At 57.5% G+C, this 26696-nt stretch carries 25 protein-coding genes; 24 read left to right on the top strand and 1 reads right to left on the bottom strand.

The window, feature by feature from the left end; translation table 11 throughout:
• Window positions 1–337: 337 nt before the first annotated feature.
• The 6 genes from HZB23_04350 (at window position 338) to HZB23_04325 (ending at window position 6438) form a co-directional block, all read left to right on the top strand.
• The gene (locus HZB23_04350; GenBank protein ID MBI5843885.1) at window positions 338–1336 is read left to right on the top strand and encodes a hypothetical protein; all 999 of its coding nucleotides are present in this window, start codon (window positions 338–340) and stop codon (window positions 1334–1336) included.
• Between the two features lie 128 nt (window positions 1337–1464).
• On the top strand, window positions 1465–1773 hold the full coding sequence (locus tag HZB23_04345; protein MBI5843884.1) for an isoamylase early set domain-containing protein: 309 nt from the start codon (window positions 1465–1467) through the stop codon (window positions 1771–1773).
• Between the two features lie 329 nt (window positions 1774–2102).
• Complete coding sequence (locus tag HZB23_04340) at window positions 2103–3236, top strand: hypothetical protein (GenBank protein MBI5843883.1); 1134 nt, start codon at window positions 2103–2105, stop codon at window positions 3234–3236.
• Window positions 3237–3249: 13 nt separating this feature from the next.
• Window positions 3250–4599: a DUF4139 domain-containing protein gene (locus tag HZB23_04335; protein ID MBI5843882.1), complete on the top strand. Its 1350-nt coding sequence runs from the start codon at window positions 3250–3252 to the stop codon at window positions 4597–4599.
• Between the two features lie 367 nt (window positions 4600–4966).
• A complete protein-coding gene (locus HZB23_04330) occupies window positions 4967–5599 on the top strand; it encodes an HAD hydrolase-like protein (protein MBI5843881.1) in 633 nt (210 codons plus the stop codon).
• A 14-nt stretch (window positions 5600–5613) separates the two neighbouring features.
• Window positions 5614–6438, top strand: coding sequence for an undecaprenyl-diphosphate phosphatase (locus tag HZB23_04325; GenBank protein MBI5843880.1), 825 nt, complete (start codon window positions 5614–5616; stop codon window positions 6436–6438).
• Between the two features lie 27 nt (window positions 6439–6465).
• Here the strand turns inward: HZB23_04325 and HZB23_04320 are convergent, their stop codons facing one another.
• Window positions 6466–7044: a hypothetical protein gene (locus HZB23_04320; GenBank protein MBI5843879.1), complete on the bottom strand. Its 579-nt coding sequence runs from the start codon at window positions 7042–7044 to the stop codon at window positions 6466–6468.
• A 343-nt stretch (window positions 7045–7387) separates the two neighbouring features.
• Between HZB23_04320 and HZB23_04315 the strand changes: the two genes are divergently transcribed.
• The 18 genes from HZB23_04315 (at window position 7388) to HZB23_04230 (ending at window position 26667) form a co-directional block, all read left to right on the top strand.
• A complete protein-coding gene (locus HZB23_04315) occupies window positions 7388–7738 on the top strand; it encodes a winged helix-turn-helix transcriptional regulator (protein MBI5843878.1) in 351 nt (116 codons plus the stop codon).
• 89 nt (window positions 7739–7827) lie between these two features.
• Window positions 7828–8940: a permease gene (locus HZB23_04310; GenBank protein ID MBI5843877.1), complete on the top strand. Its 1113-nt coding sequence runs from the start codon at window positions 7828–7830 to the stop codon at window positions 8938–8940.
• A 15-nt stretch (window positions 8941–8955) separates the two neighbouring features.
• Entirely contained in the window at window positions 8956–9186 is a 231-nt protein-coding gene (locus tag HZB23_04305; protein MBI5843876.1) for a TM0996/MTH895 family glutaredoxin-like protein, read from the top strand.
• A gap of 33 nt (window positions 9187–9219) precedes the next feature.
• A complete protein-coding gene (locus HZB23_04300) occupies window positions 9220–9744 on the top strand; it encodes a Fe-S cluster protein (protein MBI5843875.1) in 525 nt (174 codons plus the stop codon).
• Window positions 9745–9783: 39 nt separating this feature from the next.
• A complete protein-coding gene (gene arsB / locus HZB23_04295; GenBank protein MBI5843874.1) occupies window positions 9784–10860 on the top strand; it encodes an ACR3 family arsenite efflux transporter in 1077 nt (358 codons plus the stop codon).
• 13 nt (window positions 10861–10873) lie between these two features.
• Window positions 10874–11242 carry a DsrE family protein gene (locus tag HZB23_04290; GenBank protein MBI5843873.1) on the top strand — a complete coding sequence of 123 codons (369 nt, stop codon included), beginning with the start codon at window positions 10874–10876 and terminating at the stop codon, window positions 11240–11242.
• Between the two features lie 52 nt (window positions 11243–11294).
• Window positions 11295–11705, top strand: a complete 411-nt coding sequence (locus HZB23_04285; GenBank protein ID MBI5843872.1) for a thioredoxin family protein — start codon at window positions 11295–11297, stop codon at window positions 11703–11705.
• 12 nt (window positions 11706–11717) lie between these two features.
• Window positions 11718–12434 (top strand): cytochrome C biosynthesis protein, encoded by a 717-nt coding sequence (locus HZB23_04280; protein ID MBI5843871.1) that lies wholly within the window; start codon window positions 11718–11720, stop codon window positions 12432–12434.
• A 483-nt stretch (window positions 12435–12917) separates the two neighbouring features.
• Entirely contained in the window at window positions 12918–17297 is a 4380-nt protein-coding gene (locus HZB23_04275; GenBank protein MBI5843870.1) for an AAA family ATPase, read from the top strand.
• Between the two features lie 273 nt (window positions 17298–17570).
• On the top strand, window positions 17571–18059 hold the full coding sequence (locus tag HZB23_04270; protein MBI5843869.1) for a tRNA (cytidine(34)-2'-O)-methyltransferase: 489 nt from the start codon (window positions 17571–17573) through the stop codon (window positions 18057–18059).
• Between the two features lie 189 nt (window positions 18060–18248).
• Complete coding sequence (locus HZB23_04265) at window positions 18249–19814, top strand: DUF4445 domain-containing protein (protein MBI5843868.1); 1566 nt, start codon at window positions 18249–18251, stop codon at window positions 19812–19814.
• 14 nt (window positions 19815–19828) lie between these two features.
• On the top strand, window positions 19829–22870 hold the full coding sequence (locus HZB23_04260) for an insulinase family protein (GenBank protein ID MBI5843867.1): 3042 nt from the start codon (window positions 19829–19831) through the stop codon (window positions 22868–22870).
• Between the two features lie 19 nt (window positions 22871–22889).
• The gene (locus tag HZB23_04255) at window positions 22890–23411 is read left to right on the top strand and encodes a YfcE family phosphodiesterase (GenBank protein ID MBI5843866.1); all 522 of its coding nucleotides are present in this window, start codon (window positions 22890–22892) and stop codon (window positions 23409–23411) included.
• Window positions 23412–23543: 132 nt separating this feature from the next.
• On the top strand, window positions 23544–23789 hold the full coding sequence (locus tag HZB23_04250) for a hypothetical protein (protein MBI5843865.1): 246 nt from the start codon (window positions 23544–23546) through the stop codon (window positions 23787–23789).
• A 96-nt stretch (window positions 23790–23885) separates the two neighbouring features.
• Window positions 23886–24308, top strand: coding sequence for a hypothetical protein (locus tag HZB23_04245; protein MBI5843864.1), 423 nt, complete (start codon window positions 23886–23888; stop codon window positions 24306–24308).
• A 107-nt stretch (window positions 24309–24415) separates the two neighbouring features.
• The gene (locus HZB23_04240) at window positions 24416–25096 is read left to right on the top strand and encodes a superoxide dismutase (GenBank protein ID MBI5843863.1); all 681 of its coding nucleotides are present in this window, start codon (window positions 24416–24418) and stop codon (window positions 25094–25096) included.
• Between the two features lie 34 nt (window positions 25097–25130).
• Complete coding sequence (gene purN / locus HZB23_04235) at window positions 25131–25964, top strand: phosphoribosylglycinamide formyltransferase (GenBank protein MBI5843862.1); 834 nt, start codon at window positions 25131–25133, stop codon at window positions 25962–25964.
• 19 nt (window positions 25965–25983) lie between these two features.
• The gene (locus HZB23_04230) at window positions 25984–26667 is read left to right on the top strand and encodes a DUF554 domain-containing protein (protein ID MBI5843861.1); all 684 of its coding nucleotides are present in this window, start codon (window positions 25984–25986) and stop codon (window positions 26665–26667) included.
• Window positions 26668–26696: the final 29 nt, after the last annotated feature.

Below are 26696 nucleotides of genomic sequence, written 5' to 3'. Positions count from 1 at the left end.
ACGTTTTCCGGGGCTTTCATCCCGCTGAAAGGCTACTTTTACGCTTTGGCAAAAATGCCATGCGGCGCGAAAAGCCAATGAGGAGGCAGGGTTGGCGTTCGTGGCAGACCGACGCCAAATCGCATCGCGGCGATCCTGGTTTCGGGGCTGGGTGATAAAAGTTGGATTTTAGCCATGATCCGTGTTATATGAAATCGGCGTGGAAAAAGATGGCTTCCTTTCGATCACACAGCCTTCCTCCATATTCAAGGACCGAAAGCGCTTGCCGCCTTTTTTCCATTCTCACCTCTCCGCCGGGTGGCGCGGCTAAACTTGAAAAGACCACGGGCCATTTTTGATGGATTTGAGAACCCGCATACAAACGCTTTTCAAGGAGGCGGAAATATACAGGCAGCAGGGCCTCCTGGAGGAGGCGCGGGACAAGTATATTGAAGTAACCGGTCTTCTTGAGCAAAACCCCAACATAAAAAACCGCGACCAGCTTTTAGACGCCATCCAGAAAAAAATCAAAGCCGTCGACAGGGAGGCTTCAGACCTCGAAGAGGCCCTGGGCCCCGAACAGGTGGCCTCGGCCAATGTTCAGGACCTGGTCAAAGGCTTTTTCACGGCGGGCGGGGACGAGAAGGAAAAGGCCGCCAACGCCTTCAAGGGGGCCATCGCCCTTGCCCAGATGAGGCAGTTCGACCGCGCCCTGGCCGAGTTCCAGCGCCTTCTTTCCGACGAAACCCTTAGAATCCAGGCCGCGAAAAACATTCTGAAGTGCCACATAGCCATTTCCTCGGTGGACGCCGCCATAGACCAGTACAGGCAGTGGCTGCGCTCCGAAATGTTCTCCAACGAACAGCTGGAAGGCATGGCGGCCTTCTTTGAAGACCTCATGCGCAAAAAGGGCGTGAACGTGGTTCTTCCCAGAAGGGAAGCGCCCGAACCCGTTTACGAGCCGGATGCCGGAGAGGTTACCGGCCTGAAGGCCGCGCCCAGCGCCATTCAGCTTGCGGCTGAAGCGGCCGCCGAAGAGGCTGCGGGCGAGGACCAGATCGAAATCTGCTCCTTAGAAATCACACCCGAATCCGGCCCCAAGTCCGGAAAGCCCATAGAACTGGAAGTTACGGCCCAGACCAGCAACAAGATACACGTCTCGGTCCCGGCCAAGGACGCAGACTACGTGGTGGGCGTGGAAGTGGGCCAGCGGCTCAACAAGCTCCAATTCTTCTCGCATTTCGTCATGTTCTGGGGCACCGGAATCGTTCTGGCCAAGCGCAAGCTGGAATCAGGCCCCAAAAAAGGCGACATCAACCTTTCCATCCGCATGGAAAGCCCCGGAACCCAGCATTAGCGGCGCTTCCTTCGGGAGGCCCGGCACATGAAACGCCCTTCAAAACGCTCTTTCAAACGGCTCCGCGCCAAAAACGCCATTTCCCTTAAGGCTCTACACAGGCAAGTACCGCCAAAAGGAGGCCATATATGAGCGTAATCAAGCAGTACCTCAAAAAAAAGGGCACCTGCAAGATCACCTTCATCCTTCCCACAGCCGCCGCAGAAATGGCGAAAAGCGTCAATCTGGTGGGCGAGATGAACGACTGGGACATCACCGCAACTCCCATGAAAAAAGGCAGGGACGGGTCTTTCAAGGTGACCCTGGAGCTTCAGTCGGGCCGGGAGTACCAGTACCGCTATCTCATAAACGGCGACGTGTGGGAAAACGACTGGGAGGCCGACCGCTACGTTCCAAGCCCGTTCACCGGCTCGGAAAATTCGGTGGTGGCCATATAGTGCGTTTTTAGGAAACGTGATTCACCAGAAGCCGAGCACAACCCCGGCAAGGGGGAGGTGTTTCCGGCTGTTTCTTTTTATCAGGCTGCCGAAAAACGCGACCCGGCAGTGTTCGTGCTTCAAAGCCAATTCCGTCACGTACGAACATACTGATTTAGCCCAAGAACTCTGCGATTTCTTGGGCGGGTACGCTTGACTCATTGGCTTTTCGCACGCCTTGCGGCTCATCGTTTTTCATCAGCCTGTCAAATTTGAGTTTTTCAACAGGCTGTTATGCCCTTGCCTAACAACCCAATACTTCACGGGAAACTACTTCAAAGGTCCGAAAAATGCGCAAGACATTTATGATGACAGCGGCGCTCGCGGCCCTCGTCCTTTGCACGGCCCATCCGGCTTACGCCCGCACCAAGCTCACCACCCTTCCCGAACGCGGGCGGACCATGATCCGCATGGATAACCCTATCGCCACCCTCATCCAGGAAGACCGGGTTTTGACTCTGCGGAAGGGCGCAAACCGCGTGGACTTCGCCTGGAAGGGCGTATTCGTTGACGCAGATTCCATCAGGCTTGCGGTCATTTCCCCCAAATCCGGCGTAAGGCTCATTTCGGTGAGCTACCCGCCAGGCGAAAACGCACTTATATGGGATGTGTGGGCGGACGCCCCCTCCGAGGCCACGGTCCGCATAAGCTACCTTCTCGCCTTAATCGACAGGCTCGCCGTCTACAAGGGCGTGCTGGACGCAGATGAGGCCCGCATGACCCTTTCCGAGTACGCGGTTGTCCGCAATTTTTCGGGCGAGGATTTCGCGTCCGCCACCGTGGCGCTTCCGGGCAGGCCCGCCTTCACCCGCTCCATAGGCCACGAGGAGACCCTTCAGAGGCTGGTCATGGAAAAGGCCGCCCTGCCGGTGGTCAAGGTATGGACCTTCGATTCCGCCAATCTTCCCTGGGACCCGGAAAAGGAGGAAGCAAATGTGGGTATCCCGGTGAGCTACCGCCTTGAAAACACTCAGGCGGCGGGCCTTGGGCTTGGCCCCTTAGACGCGGGCAAGGTCCGGGTTTTTCAGATCGATCCCAAGGGAAGCGCCATGTTTCTTGGCGAGGACGAATCCGGCTTCGTTCCGGTGGGCAAGCGCATGGAAGTCAACGTGGGCCAGAGCCGGGACGTGGTGGTCACACAGCGCAAGATGAAGGAGGAGCGGGTAAATATTAGAAGGAACAGCTCCGGCAGGGTAGTGCTCTACGACACCGATGAAATCGTCACCGCGAAGGTGGAAAATTTCAAGGACCGGCCCGCCGTCCTAACCCTCATACAGCACATCCCCGGCCAGTGGGACATGGAAGCCTGCAACATGGAATACGTGAAAAAGGATTCCGAAACCCTGGAATTTTCGGTGAAGCTCGCTCCCCGCTCAAAACAGGAGCTTTCCATGCACTATCACAGAAGAAACATCCGGGAATGATCGGGGGGCCTCCATGCTGAAAAAATTCGCGTCGATCCTTATAATTCTTGCTGTCGGCACGCCGCCCGCCTTCGCCAAGGTGGACTTGGTCACCCTGCCAGACCGCGACTCGGTCCAGCTCACCATCTACAATTCAGCCGATCTCACCTTCGTGCGAGAGGCACGCGGGCTCACCTTCAAAACCGGGGAAAACGCCCTTCAGTTCGCCTGGGCCAACACCCTGATTGACCCCACGAGCCTTGAGATGTACCCCAAAAAATTCGCCGACAAGATAAGCGTGTTGGGCCTGGAATATCCCCCAAGAATCCAGAACGCGGGCATCTGGCGGCTGGAGAGCCGGATTTCCGGCGACGTTCCAATGGAGCTGACTTATCTCACAAGCGGCCTTTCCTGGCGGGCCTTCTACACCGCAACCCTTTCAGCCGACGAAAAGACCATGCTGCTTTCCGGCAACGTGAGGGTGGAGAACGCAAGCGGCGAAGACTACGAAAACGCCCAGGTAAGGCTCGTTGTGGGGACCATCTCCCTGGTGGACCGGATAGTGGACCTTGCCCGCAGGGAGGCCCCCTACGGCAGGCCAGAAGGGCCTGCCGCCCCTCCCCTGCCAGCCCCCCGCTTTGCCGGAGCGGCCCGGCAGGCCAAGGCCGCAATGACCGAGGCCATGGACATGGCCGTGGCCGAATCCGGCTGGTCCAGGCCAAGGGAGATCGAAAAGGAGGGCGTCTCCGAGTATTACCTCTATACAATCGAGGGCCGGGACACCATACCCACGGGCTGGAGCAAGCTCATGCCCAGTTTCGAGGCCCAGGGTGTGCCGGTGGTCAGCCTCTACAAGTACGAGGAGGAGCGCTACGGCGGATCGGTCATAAGGTTTCTCAAGTTTAAAAACGACAGGGAGCACAAGCTGGGCATGACACCCATCCCGGACGGAACCATCAAGGTTTTCCGCGCCCTGGATGAAAAGGCCAATCTCGCCTACGAGGGAAGCTCGTCCTTCAAGTACATCCCGGTGGAGCAGGACGCCGAGCTGTCCCTTGGGCCTGCTGAAAACGTGCTTGTAAAGCCTGTTCTGATGGAATTCAAAACCGAGAAATTCCTCTTCGACACACAGAACAACCCGGTGGGCTGGGACGAGGTGAGAACCTTCGAGATCGAGGTCGTAAACACCCGCGACATCCCGGTAAAGGTCGAGATCACCCGCAACTTTTCCACCAACGACTGGACCGTGAAAGATACGGACAAGGAAGTCACGCACCAAAAAGTGGACAAGGACACCGTGAAATACGTTGTGGGCCTGGAACCGGGCAAATCCAAAAAATTCGGCTATGTACTGACCACCAGGCACGGCAGAAGAGCATCATAGACGGCTGTCGAAAAACGCGATCCGGCAGTGTTCGCGCTTCAAAGCCAATTCCGTCACGTACGAACAATTTTGAATTAGCCCAAGAACTCCGTGATTTCTTGGGCGGGTACGCTTGACTCATTGGATTTTCGCACCGCCTTCACGGCTCATCGTTTTTCATCAGCCTGTCAAAATTGAATTTTTCAACAGGCTGCTGGCTCGTAAAAAATTGCGGCCAAAAGGCGGAGGGATGCGGCGAAAAACCGTGTCCTTCCGCCTTTCGCTTTTTCGGGGTCTCAAGAAATGCTTTGTTTTTGGACGGCTGAAGAAGTAAGACGGAACGGGTTTCAACTTGCGTTCACAAGCCTTTTCGGAAACAGGAAAGACAATGGCTCCTGCATCAAAAATAAAGGCCGTGGTGTTCGACTGCGACGGCGTGATGTTCGATTCCACCGAGGCCAACACCGCCTTTTACAACGCGATCCTGGCCCACATGGGCAAAAGCCCCATGACGCCGGAGCAGTTCAATTTCGCCCACATGGCCACCGCCGACCAGACCATGGAGAATCTTTTTCCGGATCCGGACGAGCTTTTCCGCGCCCAGGCCCTGAGGCGGAAAATCGGCTATTCGCGCTTCATAGGGCTCATGCGGATCGAGCCCACCCTGATGGAGCTTCTGTCCATCATCCGCCCCGATTACTATACCGCCATCGCAACCAACCGCAGCGACACCATGAACCGGGTGCTTTCAGAACACGGCCTTGACGGCTCCTTCGACTTTGTGGTGACCTCCCTTCACGTTCCCCGGCCCAAGCCCTTTCCCGACCCCATTGAAAAAGTTCTGGATCACTTCGGCCTGGGCCCGGAGCGCGCAATATATATTGGTGACACGGAGATGGACGAGCTTGCCAGCCACGCGGCCAGGGTCCCCTTCGTGGCCTACAGGAACCCCGTCCTTGTTGCGGATTTCCACGTGGAAAGCCTCATCGGCGTCAAGGATATTCTGAACCATCTCGGATAAGGAACCGATTTTTAATGGATATCATTCTTCTTTTAAAGGCCCTCATCATGGGCGTTGTGGAGGGGCTCACCGAATTTCTGCCCATCTCCAGCACCGGACACCTCATCATCACAGGCTCGCTTCTGGATTTCCTGGAAAAGGACCAGAGGGACGTTTTCGAGATATTCATACAACTTGGGGCGATTCTTGCGGTTTGCTGGGAATACCGGGTGAAACTCTGCGGCGTGGCCGGGGGGCTTTTAAGGGAAAAAGGAGCGCAGCTTTTCACCTTAAATCTTTTCGTGGCCTTTCTTCCGGCTGCGGTGATCGGGCTTCTGGCCGGAAGCGCCATAAAGGCTCATCTCTTTTTTCCGGGTCCCGTGGCCGGGGCCTTCATATTCGGGGGGCTCGTGATTCTGTGGGTGGAGCGCCGCAGGCACACGGTGAGGGTTTCGGAAGTTGATTCGATGTCGGTGAGGGACGCCCTTCTTGTAGGCATAGCCCAGTGTTTCGCCCTCATCCCCGGAATGAGCCGCTCGGCCTCCACAATAATAGGCGGCCTTCTTTTCGGGCTTTCGCGCAGGGCCGCCACGGAGTTCTCATTTTTCCTGGCCATCCCCACCCTTTCGGCAGCCGCCGTATACGACCTTTACAAACACCGGGCGGTCCTGGATTCGGACATGGCGGGCCTTCTGGCCGTGGGCTTTATCATGAGCTTCGTCTGCGCCATAGTGGCCGTTCGCGGGCTTTTGCGCTACATATCGAAGCACGATTTTTCGGCCTTTGCCTGGTACCGCATAGCCTTCGGCGCGCTGGTTCTGGGAACCGCCTATTGGGGCCTCGTGGACTGGACCAAGTGACGGAAACCTGCGTAACGGCCCAGAAATTCAGGGTAAAAATATCTCGGTCCTGGCGACGATTTCATATTGGGCGGCGAAGTCGTCCGCGCTGAAGCCGGGCCATTTGTTTTTCTCCCCGTCGCGGAACCATGCCTTTATTCTTTCATGAAGATTTTGATCCACCTTTACTACGAGAATCAGCATTGGCTGAGGCTCGACGCCGCTTAGGGGGTTCTGCCCGCCATCGTAGAGCCTGTAGGTGTGGGGCGATTTCGACACCAGAAACTTGGGCCAGAACTGGACAGGCTTCCAGGCTTTGACCGCCTTTTCCAGGGAGCTTCTGACGCCTTTATCCTTGGGGTTTTTCTTCAGCCTTTCGAAAAGCTCCAGTGTTTCCGCCCACGCCCGGCTGTCGGTCTGGACGGTGGCTATGGCCGCCCAATATTGGGCGCCCTTTTCCGCGCCTTCGACCCCCACCCTTACCGGAAAATTGTTGCGGTTCGCAACGAGTTCGCAAGGCTTGGGCGTTACGATGGAAGAGGCGGCAAAGGCAAGGGTTGCGAGGATGCAGGCGGCCAAAAGACAAAAAGCCGTCATAAGAGTTTTGACAGTGAGTTTTTTTCCCATGAAAAGCCTCCTTCGCCCGCCGGCCCCGATTTTGAAACGGGCCGGATATCCTTATATGTGGAGCGTCCGACAGCGATACAGGCAGGATCATCGAGCCCGACATGGCGTCCTTTTATTATAGTAAACCGGATACACTAATCGTGTCAAACATTTTCCTGTATCAAGAAGGACAAAATGTCGTATAGCCTTAAAAAGCCAATTCCTGCCCGATAACCGGACTCCGGCAAAAAGATGCTCTCTCCCCTCACGTCAAAGATTTTCAGGGTCGGCGTTTTTGGGCAAAAAACTGTTGACAGCGTGACTCGCCGGGAATATATTCCAAATCAGCGATATGGAGGACGCCATGAAAGCATTTGTAAAGGTAATGAAGGCCCTTTCAGACCCAAGCCGGGTCAAAATGTTGAAGATGCTCCAAAAGCGCGTGATGTGCGTGTGCGAAATTCAGGAGGCGCTCGGAATCGCACAGTCCACGGCCAGCAAGCACCTTCAGATACTTGAGGACGCCGGACTGGTCAATTTCAGCAAGGAGGGCCTGTGGGTGAATTACTCCCTGGCGGACGGCGCTCAAAACCCTTATGCTTCGAGCCTCTTGGGCAACCTGCGCCACTGGCTCGATGACGACCCCGGCGTAAGGGGTGTTGTGGCGCGCCTTCCCGGAATACGCCGGGAGGATATCTGCTCCAGAAACAGGTGAACAAAAAAATTTTTGGCGAGCTATATCGCCATATTCCGAACTATAAAAAAGGTTGCCGGGCAAACCGGCTCTTTTGGAGGAGAACGCGAATGGAACCCACCGGCATGGAATGCGCCTGCGCAACAGAAAAAAAGGCCGCCAGCGACCCCGACGAACCTGTCAAAACAGGTCGGCCCGGCCTTGTAGTTTACATTGCAGGAAGCATGGCAGCCCTTGTGGCTTGGTTCCTGGTTTACAGAAACCTTGCCCCTGCTGCGGATTTTTTCACCGGGATTTTGGCCGGTGTCGCCGGTTTTGCGCCAAACAGCCATCTGGGAAGTGCCATCAGTTTTTTCGTGTTTGAAACCCCCAAGGTGCTGATGCTGCTCACCCTGGTGGTTTTCGGCGTGGGAATCGTGCGGAGCTTTTTCACCCCGGAGCGCACCCGCGCCATTCTGGCCGGGAAGCGCGAGTCCGTGGGAAACGTGCTGGCGGCCTTTCTTGGAATAGTCACCCCCTTCTGCTCCTGCTCGGCGGTTCCGCTTTTTCTGGGCTTTGTCACAACCGGAGTACCTTTGGGCGTCACCTTCTCCTTTCTGATATCCGCGCCCATGGTCAACGAAATCGCCGTGGTTCTTCTCTACGGGCTCTTCGGCTGGAAGGTGGCCGCCATTTACATGGGCACCGGCCTCGCCATTGCAATTGTCGCGGGCTGGGTGATCGGGCGGCTCAAAATGGAAAAACACCTGGAAGACTGGGTTTTCCAGATTCAGTCAGGAAGCCTCGGCATTGATGAAGGCCCAATGGGTTGGGCCGACCGCATCCGGTATGGCCTTGACGCTGTGCGCGACATCGTGGGCAGGGTCTGGCCCTGGGTCATGCTTGGAATCGCCGTCGGGGCAGGTATCCACGGGTACGTTCCCGAAGGCTTCATGGCCTCCTTCATGGGCAAATCAGCCTGGTGGTCTGTGCCCCTGTCGGTTTTAATCGGCATTCCCATGTACTCCAACGCGGCGGGCATCATCCCCATAGTACAGGCCCTGCTTGGAAAAGGGGCGGCCCTGGGAACCGTGCTGGCCTTCATGATGGCTGTGATCGCCCTTTCGCTGCCGGAGATCATCATACTCCGCAAAGTGTTGAAACCGCGCCTGATAGGCGTCTTCGTGGGGGTGGTGGGCACAGGGATTCTGCTTGTGGGCTATCTTTTCAACTTTTTGTTCTGAAAAGGAAATTATTACATGGAAATCAAGGTGTTGGGTCCTGGCTGCGCCAAGTGCAAAAAGACCGAGGAAATCGTGCGTGAGGCCGTTGCCGAATCCAAGGTTGACGCAAAAATCGAAAAGGTGACCGACCTGCTTGAAATAAGCAAGTTCGGGGTGTTCGGCACCCCTTCGGTGGTGGTGAACGGCCAAGTCAAATGCGTGGGCAAGGTTCCGAAAAAGGACGAGGTGAAGGGCTGGCTTAAATAATACCTGATTCGGGTTTTCGAAAAGGCGGTGAACATGCTTTTAACCGGTTACACCAAGGAAATCTTCCGGGCCGAATGCAACCCGTCCTTCGAGTCGGTTCACTGCGTGGCGCACCTTAACGAGGACGTGGGCGAGGCCCTGCCCTACTTGAACGCAGTGCTGGGCGGAAGCCAGTTTTGCGCAGACCCGCCTTTCGTGATGTTTCACCATCAGGGCAGGATCATCAAGGTTGGCGCGAACGAAATCGCCATCAACGCCCTGGCGGACGAGAACGAGGCCGACAGGGTCCTTTCGTGGCTCAAAAACGAGATCAACGATGCCTGGGAAAAGCGGGATTCCATCACCCCATGCTTCACGGGCAAGGTCAAGCCGCTTCTCATGGAAATTTTAAGGCTTCTGCCCAAGACCAACTGCAAAAAGTGCGGACTTCCAACCTGCATGGTGTTTGCGGCCCAGGTGCGAGACGGCGGCAGGGGCATCGAATCCTGCCCGGAAATGACAGAAGAAAACAGGCGCAAACTCCAGGATTATCTGGCGGGATTCGATCTCGAAGCCTGACAACCAATTATTACGGGGGCTCTAATGGGCGACGCCGCGATAAAAAAACTCTCCTTCCTGGACCGGTTCCTGACCTTGTGGATATTTCTCGCCATGTTCATCGGCGTTGGCGGGGGCTGGCTCTTTCCGGGGATAAAGGATGTCATCAACCGCTTTTCGGTGGGAACCACCAATGTCCCCATCGCTGTCGGCCTTATACTTATGATGTATCCGCCCTTGGCAAAGGTGAAGTACGAAAAGCTCGGCAACGTGTTCCGGGACGTGAAGGTACTGGCCCTGTCCCTGGTCCAGAACTGGATAATCGGCCCCATCCTCATGTTTTTTCTGGCCGTGGCCTTTTTGTCCGGGCATCAGGAGTACATGGTGGGGCTCATAATGATAGGCCTTGCCCGGTGCATAGCAATGGTCATAGTGTGGAACGACCTTGCAAGCGGGGACCGCGAATACTGCGCGGGGCTTGTCGCCTTCAACTCCATTTTCCAGGTCCTTTTCTTCTCGGTCTACGCCTGGTTTTTCATCACCGTCGCCCCCGGCTGGCTTGGTTTGTCCGGCATGAGGGTGGATATTTCGATGGGCCAGATCGCCGAGAGCGTTTTCATCTACCTGGGCATTCCCTTCATCGCAGGCGTCCTTTCCCGCGTCATCGGCCTCAAAACCGTGGGGGAGAAACGCTACGAGGAAAAATTCCTTCCGAAAATAAGCCCGATAACCTTGATCGCCCTTCTGTTCACGATTCTTGTGATGTTTTCCCTAAAGGGCGAATACATCGTGCGCCTTCCCCTGGACGTGCTGCGCATAGCTGTTCCCCTGTGCATTTATTTCGTTATCATGTTTTTCGCCTCCTTTGTTTTATCCATGAAGGCGGGGGCAACCTACGAGCAGAGCGCCACCCTTTCCTTTACTGCCGCGTCCAACAACTTCGAGCTTGCCATAGCGGTGGCGGTGGCGGTTTTCGGGCTCGATTCCGGCCAGGCCTTCGCGGCGGTAATAGGCCCCCTTGTGGAGGTGCCGGTCCTGATAACCCTGGTCAACGCCGCCCTCTGGTTCAAGCGGAAGTACTTTCCATTCACCGTGGAAACCCCCACCGGCGTCTGCCACGTTACGTGCAAACCTTAAAAAGGAGGGCCTCATGGAAAAGGAAAACAAGATCGTTTATTTCGTCACCCACGCCGGAGAAGACACCGAGCGCGCAACCCTCCCTTTTGTCATGGCGACAGCCGGGCTTGCAATGGACGTCAAGCCGGTGATCGTATTGCAGGGAAACGGGGTCTATCTGGCCCAAAAAGGCTACGCCGGACACGTGTTCGCGGCGAATCTCGCCCCTTTGGGCGATCTGATGGAAGGATTTCGTGAGGCAGGAGGAAGGATACTGGTCTGCGTACCCTGCATCAAGGCCCGCAAAATCGAAGAGGACCAGCTGATTGACGGCGTTGAGCTGACCGCCGCCGCAGCGCTCAATCAAGAGATACTTACGGCCTCCGCTTCACTGGTCTACTGATGCCGGAGAGCCCGTGGAACAAGGCAACAAGCTGAAACACAAGGAAAAACACATGAAAAGAATCATTCCGGTCCTTGCGGCGGTCATTTTTTCGATACTGGCCTTAACCGCCTTGCAAGCAGAGGAAGGCTCTGAAACGATTCCTCCCGTTCCCACGCCCGGCATGGTGACAATGCTGGACCTTGGGGCCAAAAAGTGCATCCCGTGCAGGATGATGGCCCCCATAATCAAAGAGCTTGAAAAGGAATACGCAGGCCGGGCGTCCATCATTTTCATCGACGTGTGGGAAAACAGGGATCAGGCGGCCAGGTTCGGAATAAGTGGAATACCCACCCAGATTTTCTACGATAAAAAAGGAAAAGAGGTGAGCCGCCACATGGGCTTCATGGACAAGGCGAGCATTATGGAAACCCTGAAAAAACTGGGAATTCCCGCGCCGCCCTCCAAAAAACCAGCCAAATAGAAAGAGGTTTAAATGCTTGACGATCTCTTTCTCGCGGTCAACCAGTGGATGAGCGGGGGCGTGGCGATTGCCGCCGTGGGCTGCCTTATATGGGGCATGATAAGCGTGATGCTCTCGCCCTGCCACATGGCCTCCATACCGCTAATCGTCGGCTACGTGGCGGGCCAGGAAAAACTCCTCGAGGCCAGAAGCGCGGCCAAATACGCCGTGGCGTTCACCCTGGGCCTGTTCATCACCATTGCGGCGCTTGGGGTGGTCTGCTCCCTTCTTGGCCGCATGATGGGGGACGTGAGCCCATACTGGACCATTCCGGTGGGAATGCTTCTGATGTGGGTGGCCTTGGACATGCTGGGCGTAAAGGCATGCTCCATGTCGGGCGGCCCCATATCAAAACTGCGGGTGAAGGGAGTGAAAGGGGCCTTCATCTTAGGCCTTGCCTACGGGGTTCTTTCCGGCTCCTGCACCTTCGGATTCATCGCGCCCATTCTTGCGGTAATCACCATCCAGCAGAAGATCGCAACGGGCCTCCTCTACATCGTTCTTTTCGGCATAGGACACTGCATACCCATAGCCGTGGCCGGGTCCAGCGCGGCCCTGGTTCGCCGGATACTAGAAAGCAATACTTTTCACCAGGGAGGAATGTGGTTCCGAAAAGCCGCCGGAATCCTTGTCGGGTTCCTGGCTGTCTACTTCATCATAAGGCCTTTTCTGGAAGGCTCGCCCACCTGACGAGAGGCGGCCGCCGCCCGGCAACGCCTTACAGCAACCCGCAAAATCCGGTTCTGCCCGTGTCGGAAAATTACCGGCACGGGCCGGTCCGTTTAAGGGTTCTGCCGCTTCCCGAACCTTGCAAGCGGACGCTCCGTTTTCCTGCCCAAAAATCAAACAAATCTTCATATCCATCTCAAGATTTGCTTGAATATTTGAATTGCTGAATGTTTAAGATAAGTTTCGATTATTCATGGGATGACCGGTGTTTTCGATATTAAGCGGAGCATGGTTCTTTTCCAATTTTCAAGGAATCCGGCAAAGGGAAGAAAGGCGCAGGTCTTCTTCCCCCCGTCATTTTCGAAAAACGAAAAATGAAAATAAATTGCGCTCCCGGTAATATGGATTGTCGCCTTGCAGGTCTTATTGGCCGGATACCGGCTGACCGCCCGTTTTTCGTGATTTCCCTTACAGACGGCGCATAGCCATGGAGGCTTCGGCGGTATGACCCGGAATTTTGTTTTCGATCCCGACTACTCGGATGTTGAAGCCTTATGGACCCAGCCCAAGGCCGTGCTGGCGCGGGCCCGCTCGGCCAGCCGCATGAGCGCGGTTCTTTTGAAGATCGCCCGTGACCCCGGCGACCCGGCGGCCAAAAGCGCCTGGGAGGGGGAATACGGTATATTGAAGGATTTGGGCGCAGATGGGGCCGGGGACCCGCCATGCCTTGAAACGTGGAACGGCGTGCCCGTTCTCGTGCTGGCCGACACCGGAGCCATGCCGCTTTCCCGCCACGAGCCCCTGTCGTTCGCCGAGCCGAAACGTTTCCTGCGGGTTGCCGCTGAAATCTGCGCACAAGTGGAGAGGCTGCATCTCAAAGGCCTGATCCACCAGTTCCTCACCCCGGACAATCTTTTAATAAACTCAGCCAGTTTCAAATCATGCCTCATAGGCCTGGTCCATGCGTCGCCGTTTTTCAGCAAGGCGCGGGGAGCCTTCGACCTGCGCATAAGGGAGGGCGGACTGTGCTGCTTGGCCCCGGAACAGACCGGCATGATCAACCGGCTCATGGACGGGCGCACGGACATCTACGCCTTGGGCTGCATCTTTTTTGAAATGCTTGCGGGCCGCCCGGTGTGCGAAAGTGAAAGCTCCCATGACATCATGGCCTTTCATCTTACGGGCCAGCCGAAATTGAAAAGCGAGGGCTTGAAGGTAATTCCCGCCATTGCCGCAGTGGTGGAAAAATGCCTGGCCAAGGAGCCGGACGAGAGATACCAGACCATCGGTGGGCTTTCGGCGGATATTCAGACCTGCCTTGATAAATTGCGGGAAAGCGGAAAAATTGCTTCTTTTGCGCCCGGAAGGCACGATGTGTGCCCGGTTCTGAGGCCACCCGGAAGGCTGGTTGGAAGAGACGACGAAATACGGGGCCTATCAAGGGCCGTTGAAAAGGCTGCCAGAGGCGGACACGGGGCGTGTTTCGTGTCGGGCCTTCCGGGAGTGGGAAAGACCGTCCTTGTCTCCGAAACATTTTCGCTGATCGCAGCGCATAAAATGGCGCTCCTGTCCGGCAAGTTCGAGCCGGTGACCGACAACCGGCCTTATGCCGGCATCTGCCAGGCTGTCTCGGCCTGGGCCATATCCATCAACTGGGAGGACGAAAGCCGAAAAAAAGACTGGATGGCAAGGCTGGGCCGGGCCATGGGCGGTCTTGGCCGGATCATCGCGGACCTTGCCCCTGAGGCGGCATTTCTCTTCGGCGAGGCGGAAGCCCTGCCGGATTTCCCGCCAAGGGAGGCCCAGGGCAGGTTTTTTCTGGCCCTTTCAAGGTTCTTTTCCGCAATAGCCGAGAAAGATGGCCTTGTGCTTTTCCTGGATGACCTTCAATGGGCCGACCAATCCACCCTCTCTTTTCTTGCCCAGGCGGCCACGGGCTCCATTTCTGGGCGTTTTCTCCTGCTTGGAGCCTTCCGCGACAACGAGATCGCCCCGGAGAGCCCCTTGCATGAAATAATTGCGGCCTGCCTTCGGCAGGGGAAAAACTGCAGGGCCTTCAACCTCGCCCCTCTTGGAAGGGAAAGTCTTGCGTCATATATTGAGGAAATCTGCGGAGGCGCTCCGCCCAAAGGCCGGGAACTTCTGGAGCATGTTTTTTCATGCACTTCAGGAAATCCCTTTTACGCAAGGGAGCTTCTTCACTCCTTTGTGGAGGACGGATGTCTTTTCTTCGATCACGGGCTCAAACGATTTTCCTTCAACGCCCAAAAGGCCGGAAATCGGGTTGCGTTGCCCGATCAGAGGGCAATCCTTCGACGCCAGATACTTTCCCTTTCTGAAAGATGCCGGGAAATGCTCTGCGTCGCGGCTGCCGTGGGAAACGTCTTCAGTCCGGGAACCGTGGCGCTCCTTTTGGACAAGCCCCCAGGAATGGTGACGGAGCATCTGGCCGAAGCGGCGGCAAGGGAGCTTGTAAGGCCGGTCAGCGGCATGGCGGGCGGATACTGGTACGACTTTTCCCACGACCACGTGCGCGAGGAAGCATACTCCCTTCTGCCTCCAGGCAGGGCCGCCGCCATGCACCTTGCCCTTTCAAGGCTTGATATTCCAGGCCTGGACCCGGCTTCAGCAGCCTATTTCGCCGCTGACCACGTAAATCTTTCGGCGGGCCTTCTGACCGGTGAAAAAGAGCGCATGGACGCGGCTCTGAAAAACCTCGAAGCAGGACGCCTCGCACGGGAAGCCGCCGCCTTCGGCCCCGCATGGCGCTACCTTTCGGCGGCCATTTCCTTTTTGCCCGAAAACGCCTGGAAAAAGCATTACAAAACCACTCTTGAAATATATACGGCAGCAGCCGAGGCCGCCTATCTAGTAGCCGACAAGGATGTGGCGTCCAGGCTTTCAGCCATAATCATCAAAGAGGCCAGAAGCGACATGGACCTGGCCAAGGCCCTTTGGGTGGCCTTTCTTGCCCTGGTGGCCCAAAACCGACAGGCCGAGGCCATCGAGACTGGGCTTAAAGCACTCCGGACGCTTGGGATCAAGATGCCTGCAAACCCAGGGAAAGCGCATCTGTTATATTATTATTTGAAGGCCAGGCTGGCCCTTCCAAGGCGAAAATGGAACAAACTCCTTACCCGGCCCGATAAGGGTCCGGCTCGCAAGGCGCTTGCCATGTCCATCTCTCTTGATTTGGGGCTTTCGGCTTTCGGCTTGAGACCCAACCTGACAGTAGCAGCGGGTTTGCAGCAAGTCGCCCTGCTTTCCAGAGGCAGACTGTGCCCGCAGGCAGCTGCGGCTCTTGCCGGTTACGCCCTTATGCTGGGCCAGGTGGGCAAGGCCGGGGAATCATACGAATTAGGGCTTCTGGCCGAAAAATTACAAAAGCGGTGGCCGGGGCATCAATCCGAAGCAACCACTTTGTGCATTGTAAATTCCATTATAAAACCATGGAAGCAGCACTTACGGGAAAGTTACACCGGGCTTGCGCAAGCCTACGATACCGGTATGAGGGCAGGCAACTTTTACTGGGGAACCATGGGTGCATGGGTAAAATGTTACCAGCTTTTCTACGCCGGTATTGCGCTTTCCGAGGTGGACCGACAAATGCGCAAGCTGCGGGATGAGGTCAAGGCAATGGGCCAGGAAAAGTGGTGCCTCCATCTGGATATGGACATTTTATGCGTTATGGCCCTTAACGGTGCTTCGGAAAAGGAAATTTGCGAGGAAAGGAAAGCCTGCGGGAATCCGGACGAGGAAAGCAAACTCCTTGAAGCCGGAGAAGAAATAGCCCTCTGCATATTTTACGCGAACAAGCTTCTGATTGATTATCTGTTTGGAAATTATGAAAGCGCCGCCGCTTGCGGCAGGAGTCTGGATAAATACCCAAACGGCATGGTGGGAACACAGGCACTTCCGGTAACCGAGCTGCTCGACTGCCTTTCCATGCTCGCTTCGCCTGAGCCTTTTGCGGACAGAAAGCGCCTGAACCAAAAAATCGCGCGTCTTTCGGGCTGGGCGAAAAACTGCCCCCCGAACAACAGCCATAAAATCGACCTTGTAAACGCCGAGATGGCTCGGGTAAAAGGGCGTAACGGCGAAGCCCGCCGATTGTACGCAAGAGCCGTCGAAAGCGCCAAGGAGAACGGTTTCATGAACTTCGAGGCCCTTGGCCTTGAGCTTTTCGCCAAGTTTTGCCTCATAAATGATGAAATAGGCGAAGGAACAAGGCTGATGGCCCAGGCCCGGAGCGCCTACGCGGCCTGGGGGGCAAAGGCCAAGGTGAAAAGCCTGGATGAAAAGTACGGCGCGCTTTTTCTGCGACCCGGCGGGCGAATGGCGGAATCGCCGTTGCGCAGCGAGCGCCCTTCCCTGTCCGGGCTGGCCGACACCACAAGGGTTCTGGCCGGCCTTAAGGAAAAACTGAAAGCCGCTCCCCCGCAGAATCGGGCGGATGTGTTTTTGAGGCTCATCTGCCCGCTGGCAGGCGCAAGCGCGGGGGTGATTTTTATAAGGGATCACAGGGCGCTGGCCGTGAAGGCCCTGTGGAGGGGGGAAGGCGCGGATGAAGAAAAATATGATTCGATAACCGCCGAGGAGCCGGACCGCTTTTTCGCCCGAAAGGCAATAAGCCTTTCCGACTGGGTGCTGGTGCCCGATCTTTCAAAAGCCGACCTGCCTCATAAATACAGGAGATCGGGTTCCGCGAAAGCCCGCTCGATCCTGTGCGGCCCTCTTGAAACGGACTGGAAAAAAGGCGCGCTTTACCTGGAAAACCGGTTCCTTACCGACGCCTTCGACCCGGTGCGGCTAAACATGGTGAAGGCCGCAGCCGAACTCTTCTCAAGCCTTCAGCATCCCCTGGGCCGATTTCACGGGCAGTAAAAGAGGGCTTCAGATTTGCGGTTCATCCGGCACCGGTCACGCCTTTCCACCATAAGCGCTTCTTGCGCGAAAAGGGCAAAAGGTTTATTCTTCCAAGCGGAACCGGCCCTTCACGGCCCTGCCTTCGATTGCCTGCCGAACTTATATTAAGCGGAGCATGGTTCTTTTCCGTTTTTAAGGAAACCTGGCCGAGGGGCGAAATGCCGGAAGCCTGCTCCTCCGCCGTTTTTGGGATTTCGAAAAATGGAATTAAACCCTGCTCTCAGTAATATTATGATCCCTGAACGGCACCTTGTACTGGTGAAACCCGAAATCCACTGGAACACGGGCAACATTGGCCGCACCTGTTTAGCGGTCGGGGCCTGCCTTCACCTGGTGCGGCCCCTTGGCTTTTCCCTCGATGAAAAACAGGTGAAACGAGCTGGCCTGGACTACTGGCCGAAGGTGAACCTTAAAGTATGGGAATCCTTCGAGGAACTGGAACGGGGCATGGCCGTAAAGACAACCGAGGTGCGGATTTTTTCCAAGCTGGGCAGCCGCTCCTTCTGGGACATGGAAAAGGACGGGCGCATCTTCCTGGTTTTCGGCTCGGAAACCGCAGGGCTTGATTCAGGGATCACAAACCGGTATGGTGAACAGGTTTTTTCCATCCCCATAAGCGGGGAGATAAGAAGCCTGAACCTTTCCACCGCCGCAGGGATCGCCCTTTACGAAAGCCTGCGCCCGTTTTGCCCCAAAAACCACTGGAGCGGGGTTTCTTAGCAGCCTGTTGAAAAAGGCAAGATGCAAAGCCTGGATACCAGTCTGAATATTGGCGATGAACACGGCGCGCTAAAAGCCAAGAGTCACGAGTACTTAGGTACGTGACGGAATTGGCTTTGAAGCGCAACAAAGCAGTTCGCGTTTTTAGACAGGCTGGCACCGCCTCCATGACCCTGGAAACCGCCTTATATGCCTTACGAAAAAATATCTGAAAACAGCGGCTGGGTCCGCCGGGTGAACCTTGTCCCGCCCGGCCCCGGCGACAACACCGCCGACTTTGAAAGAATGGCGGCGGTCCTTGCCGAAGGGTTCGACAAAAGGCCCGTAACCTGCGGACTTCACGCCCTTCATGGGCTTTCGCAGACGCTCAGGGATTGCGGATTCTCGGCAAAGGCCGTCCTTTTCCCGAACGGAGCAGGAATAGAGCTTGTGGCCGTTCTGCCGCCCGACGATCCCGAACCGGCCCTTGGGCTTGCGGTGGACCTCGGCACCACCCGCATCGTCATGAGCCTCATCGACCTTGAAACGGGCCTGGAACTGGCCGAAACCTCCTTCGACAATCCCCAGACAGAGGCCGGACCGGACGTTCTGGCAAGGGTCCATTACGCGGAAAGCCCGGAGGGATCGGAGCGCCTGCAAGGCCTGGTTACGGAGGCCATAAGCGCGCAGGCGACGGAACTGGCCCGAAAGGCGGGAAGCGATTCAAGCCGCATCTTTTGCGCGGCCCTGGCGGGCAACACCGTGATGACCCACCTTTTTTTGGGGCTTAATCCCAAAAACCTCATCAGGGAGCCCTACATACCGGTGGTGAACAGGCCCGGAACGTTCAAGGCCGCCGACCTTGGGCTCGATCTTGCGGCCAACGCCCGCGTTTTCGTGTTCCCCAACGTGGGAAGCTATTTCGGGGGCGACCTTGTTTCGGGGATTCTCGCCACCGGCATCCACGAGTCGAAAAGGCCCGTGATGATGGCCGACGTAGGCACCAACGCAGAGGTCATAGTGGGATGCGCCGACTGGATGGTGGGCTGCGCCGGGGCCGCAGGCCCCGCCCTTGAGGGCGGGGTGTCCAAAATGGGCTCGACGGCAGCTCCCGGAGCCATCGAATACGTGGATTTCGCCCCCCTGACCGGGGAACTCGCGTACAAGACCATAGGCGGCCTTCCGCCCACCGGCATTTGCGGGTCCGGGGTGATCGATCTTGCAGCCGCCCTTTTTCTCACCGGGCGCATAGACCTTCGGGGCAAGTTCGCGCCCGACGCCTGCGGGGAAAACCTGGTGGAAGAGGACGGGCTGCCCGCCTATCGTTTAGTTCCGGCGCACGAATCAGCCACGGGCCGCGCCCTGTGCTTCACCCAGCCGGACGTGGACAGCCTCACCCGCAGCAAGGCGGCCATGTACACGATTCTTGTCACCATCATGCGCACCGTGGGCCTTCCGTTTTCCGACCTGGAGTCCTTCCTGGTGGCCGGAACCTTCGGAAGCAACATCAGGCCCGTTTCGGCCATCGCCATAGGCATGATCCCGGACCTTCCCCTTTCGGTGTACAAGGCTGTGGGAAACACCAGCCTTAAGGGCGCGGCCCTGGTGCTTTCATCCCCTAAGGCCATGAGCCGGGTGAACGAGGTGGCCCGAAAAATCACCTACATCGAGCTTAACGTGAACCAGGAATTCATGAACCGTTTCTCGGCGGCCAAGTTCTACCCGCACACCGACCTCACACGGTTTCCATCGGTTTCCGCAAGGCTTTCCCGATGAAAGGCATCACCATAATGAGACCCTCCGCCCCCCGGGCCATATTCGGAATCGCGGTGTTACTTGCCGCTTTGCTTGCCTCCCTTCTCCTTTTGAGCCCCGACGCCCACGCCAGGACCCGGAAGGCACGCAAGGCCCCGGCAAACGCATACCAGGTTCCGCCCAAGGTATTCGCAACGCCCGCATGGCCCCACGAAACAAGCGATCTTCCCCCGGACCCGGCGGTGATTTACGGACGCCTGGCCAATGGGTTCCGGTACGTACTTCTCAAAAACACCGAGCCCAAGGACAGGGTGGCCGTATTCCTGAACGTCCAGGCCGGCTCCCTGTACGAAGAGGAAGGCCAGCGGGGCGCGGCCCATTACCTTGAGCACATGCTCTTCAACGGCACCACCCACTATCCTCCGGGGGAGATGATCCGCTACTTCCAGTCCATAGGCATGGCCTACGGCCCGGACGTCAACGCCCACACGGGTTTCAACGAAACCGTCTATCACGTGATCCTGCCCGACGGATCCGAAAAACGCATCGAGGACGGCCTTACAGTCATCGCCGACTACGCGGCTGGCGCGCTCCTGCCCCCTTCGGAGATCGACCGGGAACGAGGCGTGATCCTTTCGGAAAAAAAGGAGCGCGACTCGGTAACCTACCGCACCTTTCTGGAGCAGATCGGCTTTCTCATGCCTAAAACACTGGCCGCCGGGAGGATGCCCATAGGCGTCGAGGAAGTCATCCAAAAGGCCGACCAGGCCCTTCTGAAGGGTTTCTACGACCAGTGGTACCGCCCGGAAAAGATGGCGGTCATCATGGTGGGCGATTTTGACCCGGAAGCGGCCAAAATACTCATCAAAAAACAGTTCGAGGGCATTTCCGCCCGCAGCGCGGCCCTGCCGGAGCCTTATGTGGGACGGGTTCATCACTTAGGCGACAAGTTTTTTCACCATTACGAAAAAGAGGCCGGAAACACAGAAATCGTAATCGAGGCGATGGACCAGAAGCCCGCCCGGCCCGACAGCTTAGCCCTCCAGACCGAGTACCTGCTCCGGGACATGGCCGACACCGTGGTGTTTAACCGCCTGGCGGCCCTGAAGGAGGAGCCGGGCTGCCCGTTCACTGCGGCTTACGCCACCAGCGGGGTTTTCCTGAACACGGTGTCCTTTTCAAACGTGACAGCCAAGGCGAGCCCGGAAAACTGGAAGAAGGCGCTTTTTCTGATCGACGAGACCCTTCGCCGGGCGCTCAAGTTCGGCTTTTCCGAGGATGAAGCCGAAAGGGTGCGCAAGGACTACCTGACCCGCCTTGAAGCCGAGGTGCTCAAGGCCGGAACCCGAAACTCCACCGCCCTTGCGGGGGAGATCATAGACGAGCTGAACGACGACAAGGTGTTTCTGGCGGCCTCCGACAAGATGCGCCTTTTCGCGCCGGTGATACAGGGCGCAACACCTAAGATGCTCTGGGAAGCCTATAAAAAATCCTGGTCCCCGAAAAACAGGCTGGTCCAGGTTACCGGGAACACCCCTCTTCCGCGCGGCTCCAAGGACGTTAAGACCGCCTACCTGGCCGCCAAGAGGCGCAGGGTCGCCAGGCCCAAAAAAGAGGTGAAGCCCGTGTTTCCCTTTCTGCCCGACCCCGCCGCGCCGTGCGCAGTGGTCGAAAGGGAGGACCTTGCCGATATAGGGGTCACTCGCGTGCTTCTTGAAAACGGGGTCCGGGTCAACCTGAAGCCCACGGACTTCAAGGCCAACGAAATCATTTTCACCCTAAGATTCGGGTCGGGCAGGGCCGATTGCCCGGAAGACAAACCGGGCCTCGGCACCCTGGCCGCCTCGGTGATAAACGATTCCGGCGTGGGCGATCTCTCCGGGGAGGACCTCAAAAAGGCCCTTGCCGGGAAAAACGTGTCTTTAAGCTTTTCCGTCAACGAGGATGATTTCTCCTTCCAGGGCTCCGCCATTCCCAAGGACCTTGAAACGGCCTTCCAGCTTCTCTACGCCCAGATCGCGGCTCCGGCCTTCAGCGAAAAGTCGTATGACAGGGCGCAGGAGCGCTTCGATCAGACCTATATCTCCCTTGCCCACAAGACGGACGGGGCCCTCCAGCTTTCCGGCCTTCGTTTTCTGGCGGGCGGCGACGAACGTTTCGGGCTTCCCGACAGGGAAGTATTCATGGGTCTTACGCTTGACGACGTAAAGCAGTGGATCGCTCCCGCCCTTGCCGCCGAACCCCTGGAGCTTTCGGTGGTGGGTGATTTCGACCCGGAAACCGTGCTTACCCTTGCCAGGCGCTTTCTGGGGAACCTCCCCGCCCGCCCCGGCCTTCCTGGACCGGCCCGTTCCAGGGCTCTCACCTTCCCCAAGGGGGGCGAGCATGTGGTCATGGTGGATACATCCATAGAAACCGGCCTCTGCATGGTGGCCTACCCCACCTCGGACGTGTGGGAGATAGGTCGCACCAGGAGGCTGAACATTCTGGGCGACATCTTCACCGACCGCATAAGGGAGCGGATAAGGGAGAAGATGGGGGCCACGTACTCCCCCGGCGCGTGGAACATGGCAAGCCGGGCATACAAGGATTACGGCTACCTGTCGGCCATTGTCCGGGTGGATGGGGAAAAGGCCCGGCAGATGGCGGAAGAAGTGAAGGCCATAGCCGAGGAACTGAGAAAGGACGGGGTTACGGAGGATGAGCTTCAAAGGGCCGTGGCTCCCTCCGTGACCGAGGTTAAGGAGACCCTGCGCACCAACTCTTACTGGCTCGGCACGGTGCTGTCCGGGTCGGGCCGCCACCCGGAGCAGATCGACTGGAGCCGCACCATCCTCACCGACTACGAGTCCATAAGCGCCCAGGAAATTTCCGGCATGGCCGCAAGCTGGCTTGTAAACGACCAGTCCGCCATGATACTTGTGATACCCGATCCGAACCAGTCGGACAAGGCGGGAAAAGCCCTTGGGACGCCCAAGAAACCGGCCAAAAAGTCAGTCAAAAAGCCGGTAAGGAAATCCGTAAAAAAATCTGCAAAGAAATCGAAAAAGGCCAGGAAACGGTCAAGGCGCAGGTAGCAGCCGGAGGAGTCAGGCTATGATCATAGCGGTCATGAGCGACAGCCACGATCACATGGAAAACCTGAAAAGAGCCGTATCCGCAGCCGTGGAAAAGGGCGCTGGCATGATAATCCACTGCGGCGACCTGGTGGCCCCCTTCATGCTGCCGATTCTGGCAGGATCGGGCCTGCCGGTTCACGCTGTTTTCGGCAACAACGACGGCGACCGGTTTCTGCTCACCAAATTTTCCCTCACAAAGTTTCACAACATCACCTTTCACGGCGAGTGGGGCAGAATCGACGATGGAAACGGATTTGCGGCGGCCTTCACCCATTACCGGGAAACCGCCTTGGGGCTTTTTTCCGAAGGGAAATACCGGCTGGTGTGCTACGGCCACACCCATCAGCATTTCTCCCGCAAGGAGGGCGGAACGCTCCTTCTCAACCCCGGCGAGATAATGGGGAAGGACGAACAAGCGGGCTTCTGCCTTGTTGACACCATAACCGGGGGATTCCGGCGCGAGGTGTTGTGGCCGGGCGGTGAACCGACGCGGCCTTGAAAATCGTCCGTTTTTGCTAAGATCATCGGCGTCCTTGACAAGCCCCTATGATGATTACTATTTTGCATATGTGAACTCGGCTCCATAACGACCTTATTCACGCACAACACAAACATTCGCAGAGGCCAAAACATGAGGAAGATCAAAACATTCTGTTACGGCTGCCTTGCACTGGCCGCGCTGGCCTTCCTGATAGGCGCAGCGGCCCCGGAGGACCAGGGAGCGGCCCTGGCCGGGCCCGGAACCCCCAAGGCGGAATTCGGCCATGTAAAATACTCGTGGACCACGGCCATTGAGGGGGAAAAGGTGAAGCACACCTTTCCCGTCCGCAACAGGGGAGCTGCAGAGCTTATCATCGAGCAGGTAAAAACCGCCTGAGGCTGCACTGCCTCCTCTTATTCGAGGAGCATCCCTCCCGGCGGCGAGGGAACCATAACATTGTCGGTGGAAACGCTCGGTTACGGTGGCATGCGCATGAACAAGGCGGTGGTGGTCAAGACCAACGACCCCAAAAACAGGGAAACGACCCTTTACATGGAGGGCCCGGTGGACGTCTGCGCCACCATAAGCCCGAAATTCGTAAGGTTCAGCGGCCCGGCGGGCCAGAAAATGATCCAGAAGGTCACCATCGCGCCCAATCCCAAGTATCCGTTCAGGATAAAGGGCACACGGCAGGTACCTCTGAACACGAGCCAGTTCAGGCACGCCCTGGAAAAGACCCCCAACGGCTGGGTGCTCACCATCGAAAACCTGTGGCCCTCCAAGGGCGGGTATTTCGGCTCAATCTACCTCGACACGGACAGCAAAACCTGCCAGTCCCTGCGGGTGGAGGTCCAGGGCGACATTTTTTTCCCGGCGGTGAAACAACTTCCGGTCTCGCCCCCCCAAGGCAAATGAAGCGACAATGAGAGCCTTATCTGGCGGTCTGACGGAAAACCGGAAAGGGAAAAGCAATGAAGGATGAGCCTTTTGCTGAATCGCGCCGGGCCTTCGTAAAGGCGGCGATGGCCGGAGCCCTGGTCCTGGCCGCCGGGGGCGGAACCGCGCTTTTTTCGGGATGCGGGAAAAAGGGGGCGGAAGAGGCGCTTTCGTCCCTGGCCCTGCCCCCCCTGCCCTACCCCGCGAACGCCCTTGCCCCGTTCATGAGCGAGAAGACCCTCAATTTTCATCATGGCCGCCATCACGCAAACTACGTCAAAAAACTTGGGGAACTGATCAAGGGCACGGAATATTCCGAAATGGATATTTTGGCCATCATCAGGAAATCCCACAAGGACCCCAGGGCGGCGGCCATCTTCAACAACGCGGCCCAGGCGAATAACCACGCCTTTTTCTGGCTTTCCATGAAGCCGAAAGGCGGGGGCGTTCCGGGCGGGGCCGTAAAAAAGGCCATCGACAAGTCCTTCGGTAGCCAAGATGCCTTCAGAAAGGCCTTCCTGGACGCGGCCTCATCGGTGTTCGGAAGCGGCTGGGTGTGGCTTGTAAACGACGGTGGAAAACTCGTGGTGGCGAAGACCCAAAACGCCGACACCCCGGTCACGTCATCGGCCGTCCCGCTCCTTTGCCTGGACGTCTGGGAGCACGCCTACTACCTGGACTACCAGGACAAAAGGGCCGATTACGCTGCGGCCTGGCTGGACCACCTTGTAAACTGGGATTTTGCCGAAAAGAACCTTGCCGGGTGACGGCATTGACTCTGCCGGAAAGCTGATTTTTATGATTCAATCGCCCCTCCGCATCGGCGCTCTCGTTTCAGGCGGCGGCACCAACCTCCAGGCCGTGCTGGACGCCTGCGCCGACGGGCGGATTCCGGGCAGGGTGGTCTTTGTCGGCTCGGACAACCCGGCGGCTTTCGGCCTTTCCCGCGCCGAAAAATCGGGGATACCCACCTTTGTCGTGGATTACGCCGATATCCGGGCCAGGATGAAGGCCGAGGCAAGCCATCATCCTCCCCCTCCCAGCGCCCAGTCCATATCCTCCCTCGCACCGTCCGCCAGGGGGATATACGCCGCAACCGCACCCGGAGCCGCCCGGATCGAAAAATCAGCGGCAAACCCCGCCGCCAGAAGGTCGGGTTCTCCGTCTTTTTCGGACAGGGTGCGGCAGGCCTGTGAGGCGGAGCTTTTTCATACGATGGCCGCCTACCCCTTCGACCTTCTCATACTGGCCGGATTCATGCGCATCCTGTCGCCCTGGTTCATAGACCGGGTGAACACCGACCCGCTTCTTCCCCGGATCATGAATATCCACCCGGCCCTTCTTCCGGCCTTTCCGGGCACGGACGGCTACGGCGACACCTTTTGCCACGGCTGCAAGGTGGGCGGATGCACGGTGCATTTCGTGGATTACGGCGAGGACACCGGCCCCATAATCGGCCAGCGAGCCTTTCCCATAGAGCCCTCCGACACCCTGGAGGCCGTGAAAAAAAAGGGCCTGGCCCTTGAGTGGGAGCTTTACCCCGAGTGCATAAACCTCTTCGCCCAGGGCCGCCTTTCGATCGCAACGGGCGAAAAAGGCCGAAAAGTGGTGCGGATACTTCCCGAACAGGCATGAACGCCGAAAGAATGAAATCTTGACAGGAACACTGGTCAACACCGGAACGGTGCTTTTGGGAAGCCTCATCGGCCTCACCGTGGGAAAAAGGATGCCCGCGCGGGTCAAAGACATCCTGATGCAGTCCCTGGGCCTTGTCACCTTTTTCTTCGGCATCCGCATGTGCCTTGTGGACGGCAAAAGCGCCAACGCCCTCATGGCCGCCGGATGCGTGATTCTGGGCGGGCTCACGGGCGAGCTTTTATGCATCGAGCAGCACATGGAGCGGCTTGCCGGGCGGCTCAAAAGGTCGCTCAAATCAAGCTCGCCCCGCTTCGTGGAGGGCTTCGTCACCGCCTCGGTGCTCTATCTCACCGGCCCCATGGCCATCCTGGGCTGCCTCACGGACGGCCTTTCCGGTGACGCATCCACCCTTTACATCAAGTCCCTCTTAGACGGCGTGGCCTCCATAGCACTGGCCTCCACCCTTGGCGTGGGCGTCATCTTCTCGGCGCTTTCGGTGCTCCTGGTCCAGGGCGGCATCACCCTTGCCGCCTCCTGGCTCAAATTCGCCCAGAACCCGGTGATACTGGCCTCCATAGCCGCCACGGGCGGGGTGCTCATAATGGGAATCGGCCTCATTCTGTTGGACATCAAGCGGATACGCACCGGGAACCTCCTTCCGGCCCTGGCCTACGCAGTGGTGTTCCCCCTCCTTTTCTGATTTTCCGGAAATTCCCCAAAAGCCTGTCG

It is taken from the genome of Deltaproteobacteria bacterium, from assembly GCA_016235345.1.
In the GTDB taxonomy this organism is placed as follows: domain Bacteria; phylum Desulfobacterota; class Desulfobacteria; order Desulfobacterales; family Desulfatibacillaceae; genus JACRLG01.
This window is presented reverse-complemented; position numbering and strand designations above follow the sequence as displayed.